A 4,961-nucleotide genomic window follows, 5' to 3' on the forward strand; every position below is an offset into this window, starting at 1 on the left:
ATCGACCATTTCTGTTGACGGTACCAAAACGCAGGCATTCCGGAGAGAAAAACGGTTACCTTCATGATATTTCAAGACATAAATATTGACGTAAACGAACTCTTTTTCTATCATAAGAAACGGAAAAGCCAATGTATATAAAGAAAACGACGGTAACGCATATATTCGGTCTCGATACCGGCCTTATCTCGTATATTGTTCGAACGGCCAGGCTTTTCAAATCCAAAATTTATATCGAACATGAGGGTTCCGGAATCAAAGCGGATGCACGAGACACAATCGAACTGCATAAAATCTCGAGTCCTTACGGAACCGAAATCAGGATCATAGCGGAAGGTGAAGACGAAAAAAGGGCTGCGGATGTTCTTTTTGATCTATTTACGCTTTTTAAGGATAAAAAACTCTATGAAAACACAGCGGAGGATAATGAAATTGAAATGTCATTCCGGCTTCTTCTCGAAGACGTCGTCAAGCGTATATAAACGATGCGGTTGATTGTTTTTTCAAAGGATTATTGGTGGAGATTCGATTAATAGACGGAATGATACTGATATTTGTTATACTCTCTGAAAAAGAGTTTTTACTCTTCAAAGAGAGAAACACTGAAGTGTTTGAAAAGGTTTATAGAAATCTCAAGGATACCGTATATAATTTCCTCATCATCAAGACGAACGGTGATTATACCTCGACGGAAGAGATTTTCAGCGACACATTCCACTCGGCGCTTGTCTCCGCGCCAAACCTGAAATCGACGAAAAATATCCAGAGCTGGATACTTCAGATCGCTTCACGCCGTTTCATCGATCATTTGAGAAAAAAATACAGAGATAAAAAATATCAGGACATCATACAACAGAACCAGCGAATACCGTCCGATATGACGGAAATACTGCATAACAAGGAGAAGATCCTCCTCATGAATATGGCCTTACAAAATATAAAAGACGCCTACAGTAATGTTCTCAGGAAAAAGTATATCGAAGATAAATCAATAAAGCAGATTGCGCGTGAGACCGGAAAAAGCGGAAAGGCGATCGAGAGTCTGCTTACGAGGGCTAAAAACGCGATAAAAAAAGAGATGGATTCCATCTCACGGGATTTCTTTTAGGGTGACACGATGAAGAAATGGATACGGCGGTTAAGCGATAAAGATTTCAGTGACATCTTCTCCCGGCTCGATGCCCTCGAAAAGGTTCCCGAACACCTTGATGAGAATGTGCTCGCGGGCATCAGACAGGGGATCGACGATGAGGGAGAACAAAAAAAGTCAGGGAAAATAACCGTATTTATACCGATACTGGCTGCCGCCGCGCTCCTTGTCGTCCTCCTGGTTCCGATCGGTCTTTATTTTCTGCAACGGCCGCCCGGGAAAGAAATCGCGGGCGGAGAAACGGTTTCCGTAACCGTCTCGCTTGTCGCCAATATGGTAACGCGTATTGCCGAAGAAAAGGAGAAAGACCTGGAGGTACGCGATACGATCCGGGAGGGGACGTCTATTGCCACCGGCCGGGATTCCGAATGCGAATTGCATCTGGACGACCGCGCCCGGCTCACGGTACGGCAGAACTCCACAATCGGTTTTTCCCGTCTCACTCCGGCTGAAATTAATGTGGAAATAGCGGACGGCGGGCTTGTCATCGATTCGAAAGACCCGGCGATCGAAATCCATACCCCCTATGCGATCATCCGTACGATCGGGACCAGGTATCTCGTCGAACATTCGATTGGCAACGGGACCTTTGTTGCGGTCGCCGAAGGGAAACTGCTCGTTACAATTACCGCAGGGTCCCCGGACGGCCGTTCAATTGAATGCACGGAAGGCGAAGGGATGAGGGTATGGGAAGACGGCCGTTTCAAAAAAGAAGAAGCCGGAGAGGCCCTCGACCGGAAACTGGAAGCGGTTATCGCAACGGAACCCCTTAAACCGGTTCATCCAAAAAAAGAGGCGGAACTCACCATCGACGGCAGCGGTACAATGACGCTTATCCTCGATGACCGGAAACGGGCGACATTCAAAGACAGGATAAGCGTTACTCTTCCGGCCGGCAGGCACGATCTTCGTCTTGAAAAGGAAGGGTTTGTTCCTTACAGAGCGACAATCAGCTTTTCGGAAGGAGAGAGAAAAACGATAGGCGGTCTCGAGTTTAAACCGATAAGAAAAAAAAGGGTATGGTCGTCCTCTCTCCTTTATCGATATGACGCCGGTGACGAAGCGGAAGAACGGGCGATTATCGGATTCGCCGATGCTTCCGACCTTGCCGTTGCCGTGACCGGCGGCGCCCTTATCGGATTCATGCGGGAAGAAAAAAAATGGGAAAAAATATACGGTAAATCGAAAGGCACCTATTTTATGGCCATGCCCTCTATTTATGGTAATAACGTCTATATCTCTTCTTATAATGATAACAAACTTCTTGTACTCGATGCGGAAACGGGACGGGAAATCAGGTCGATCGATGCCCCCGGCTACATGAGTTACGGTTCACGTATGGTGAGTTACAATCAACGCATCTATCTTCCTTTTGGCTCGGGTATCTATTCACTTGTCCCGGGTCCGGATACGATAGACCCCGCTCCGGTGTATGGGATTTCAAGTCCGACAACGCCTGTATTCGAAAACAGCCGGGTGTATGTCTCCTCTTTGACGAATGAAATCATCGTTCTGTTTTCCCCGGACGGAAAACGGAAATCGGTTTTCACCACGAAAAACAAAAGTTACTGCAGCGTCGCCGTGATCGGCAAAACCGTCTTTTTCGGCGATAACGGGGGCCTCCTTTATATACTCGATGAGAATCTGAAAGAAATCAAAACCGCCTCTCTTCCCGGCGGTATCGCCTCGATTTCCGGACGGGATAACGGCAGCTGTTTCATTTTCACCATGGCAGGGGATCTCTTTCTGATGGAGACGCACGCCTTCACGGTGCGTCATTTTATTTCGATCGACAGCCGTCCGGACCCGAACGGGTATTATTATAAAAGACCATTATTTTCAGACGGTCTGCTTTTAATCGGAACAGATAAAGGAGAGGTTATTATCATTGATACTGAAACAAAAACGATCGAAAAAAGACTCCCCGTTTCAGGGAGTCCGATACGGTGTTCCCTTTCCGAGTTCGGAGACTCGTTTCTGGCCGGTACGGCTTCGGGTGAAGTCTTTTTGATTCAATATGAAGAACGGGAAGATGGCCCTCAATAAATTATACCGTCCCGCCATTAATGGTCTCTTCCGGTCGTCTATTCCCGGATGTACACTGATAATTAAGGAGACCGGATATGCATGAAAAAGGGCTTTTCATTATATATACCGGGGACGGAAAAGGAAAAACAACCGCCGCCCTCGGTTGCGCGGTACGTGCGATGGGCCACGGATTTCGTGTTTGTATGATACAGTTTATAAAACAGTGCACGAAAAGCGGGGAAATACATCTCGCCGAACATTTTCCCGGACTTTTCGATTTATATGTGACGGGAAAAGGATTTATAAAAGAGAAAACAAAAGGCATGACAAATCACGAGCGTGCGGCAAAGAAGGCCTGGAGGTTTACTAAAGAAACAATCCGTTCGTCTTCATATGATCTTATCATCCTCGATGAATTGACCTATCTTATCGACCTTTCATTCATCGGGGAAAGTGAAATAGTCGGAGAACTTTCGGCAAGGCCGGAACATCTCCATATTATCGTCACCGGCCGGCGCGCTTCCCCCCTTCTCATCGAAACGGCGGATCTGGTCACCGATATGAAAGAGATAAAGCATCCCTTTCACAATGGCCGCAGGGCTCAAAAAGGGATTGAATGGTAGGATTACTCTTTGACGGGAACCATGTATCGCCGCACCGGGTGCGTACTGCTTCCAAGAAATAGATGGAGAAACGGCCCGGATAATACGAAAATATAAAAGAAGGACGTCAGAAAATTTCAACGATTCAATAGGGATGGGGTAATATATGTTGAGACGAAAAACGGCATTCCGTACGATAATGATTCTTTTCTCTTTTCTTGCCGCACAAGGTGCATTTACGGAAAACGGCGGCTATACGGTTCGCCTTGTCGATACGGACGGCAATAATTATCAGCTCGAACATTTCTCGAGAAACGGTTATGAACATTTCAATTGCATGATCCGGGAGACGGTTTTCAGACTGGAGTTTTCCGATATCAGATCGATCACATTCACGGATGAAGAAGCGATAGCGGAAAAAGGTCATCGTCAGGCCTCCGTCGTCCTTCCCGGCAGCCAATCGTCCGTTCTCCTCATCGATAGTGATACGGTCGAAGTAAGCGGTACCGAAATAGACTATGGAATCAGGCTTCATATCCCGCTTGAACAGGTGAGAAGTATAACCTTTATAATGCCGTCATCTCGTTAAAGTAATCGGGTGCCATTTTTGTCTCGAAAGGAAACCGGTCTTACGGCTCGTATCCCCAGACCAGAGTGCCGTTAAAATAGAGGGTGACGTTTTCCCAATCCGTATACGCGGTTTTCGAGGCATCGAAGGAATAATCATTCGCTTCATTATACGCGGTCCAGTCATTCTTGTGAAACCTGACATGTATCTCGCCGCTATTGTCCGATGCGGGGAGATCTCCGGCTTCTGCGGTAAACCCGACTTCAAGATACCCGGTTTGAAACGAAGCCGTTACATTACCCAGGCCTACAGCCGCATAATCGATGTAAACCGTCTCAGGTCCCGATCCCTCGAGCGTGTAGTAATACCTGATCTTCATTTCACTCAGGGGGTGGGCGGCCGTATCAAGATTGACAATGATAAAATGGGGCTTAATTTCCGTATTGGTTGCATTGGTATCACCACACTGGTACTGCACCGCAAGCCCGCCGCCGCCCGGTGTCGGCAATGCCGTTGGTTCTGCCGTGGGTTCTTCTGTGGGTTCTGCCGTCGGTTCTTCTGTGGGTTCTGCCGTCGGCTCGGCCGTTGGTTCTGTCGTTGGTTCTGTCGTGGG

General features: G+C 47.3%; 6 protein-coding genes. 5 read left to right on the forward strand and 1 reads right to left on the reverse strand.

Translation table 11 applies throughout. From position 1 onward, the window contains the following. Positions 1-131 precede the first annotated feature (131 nt). The 5 genes from JW881_16305 to JW881_16325 all read left to right on the forward strand — a co-directional run bounded on the left by JW881_16305 (position 132) and on the right by JW881_16325 (position 4,369). Positions 132-482 (forward strand): HPr family phosphocarrier protein, encoded by a 351-nt coding sequence (locus JW881_16305; GenBank protein MBN1699083.1) that lies wholly within the window; start codon positions 132-134, stop codon positions 480-482. A 35-nt stretch (positions 483-517) separates the two neighbouring features. Further along, complete coding sequence (locus tag JW881_16310; protein ID MBN1699084.1) at positions 518-1,108, forward strand: sigma-70 family RNA polymerase sigma factor; 591 nt, start codon at positions 518-520, stop codon at positions 1,106-1,108. A gap of 9 nt (positions 1,109-1,117) precedes the next feature. Further along, positions 1,118-3,196 carry a FecR domain-containing protein gene (locus JW881_16315; GenBank protein MBN1699085.1) on the forward strand — a complete coding sequence of 693 codons (2,079 nt, stop codon included), beginning with the start codon at positions 1,118-1,120 and terminating at the stop codon, positions 3,194-3,196. 77 nt (positions 3,197-3,273) lie between these two features. Then, positions 3,274-3,801: a cob(I)yrinic acid a,c-diamide adenosyltransferase gene (gene cobO, locus JW881_16320; GenBank protein MBN1699086.1), complete on the forward strand. Its 528-nt coding sequence runs from the start codon at positions 3,274-3,276 to the stop codon at positions 3,799-3,801. A gap of 145 nt (positions 3,802-3,946) precedes the next feature. After that, complete coding sequence (locus tag JW881_16325) at positions 3,947-4,369, forward strand: hypothetical protein (protein ID MBN1699087.1); 423 nt, start codon at positions 3,947-3,949, stop codon at positions 4,367-4,369. A 40-nt stretch (positions 4,370-4,409) separates the two neighbouring features. On the opposite strand, the gene JW881_16330 is transcribed toward JW881_16325, so the two are convergent. Then, the coding region (locus tag JW881_16330) for a PT domain-containing protein (GenBank protein MBN1699088.1) at positions 4,410-4,961 on the reverse strand (552 nt) is incomplete at its 5' end.

It is taken from the genome of Spirochaetales bacterium, from assembly GCA_016930085.1.
In the GTDB taxonomy this organism is placed as follows: Bacteria; Spirochaetota; Spirochaetia; order SZUA-6; family JAFGRV01; genus JAFGHO01.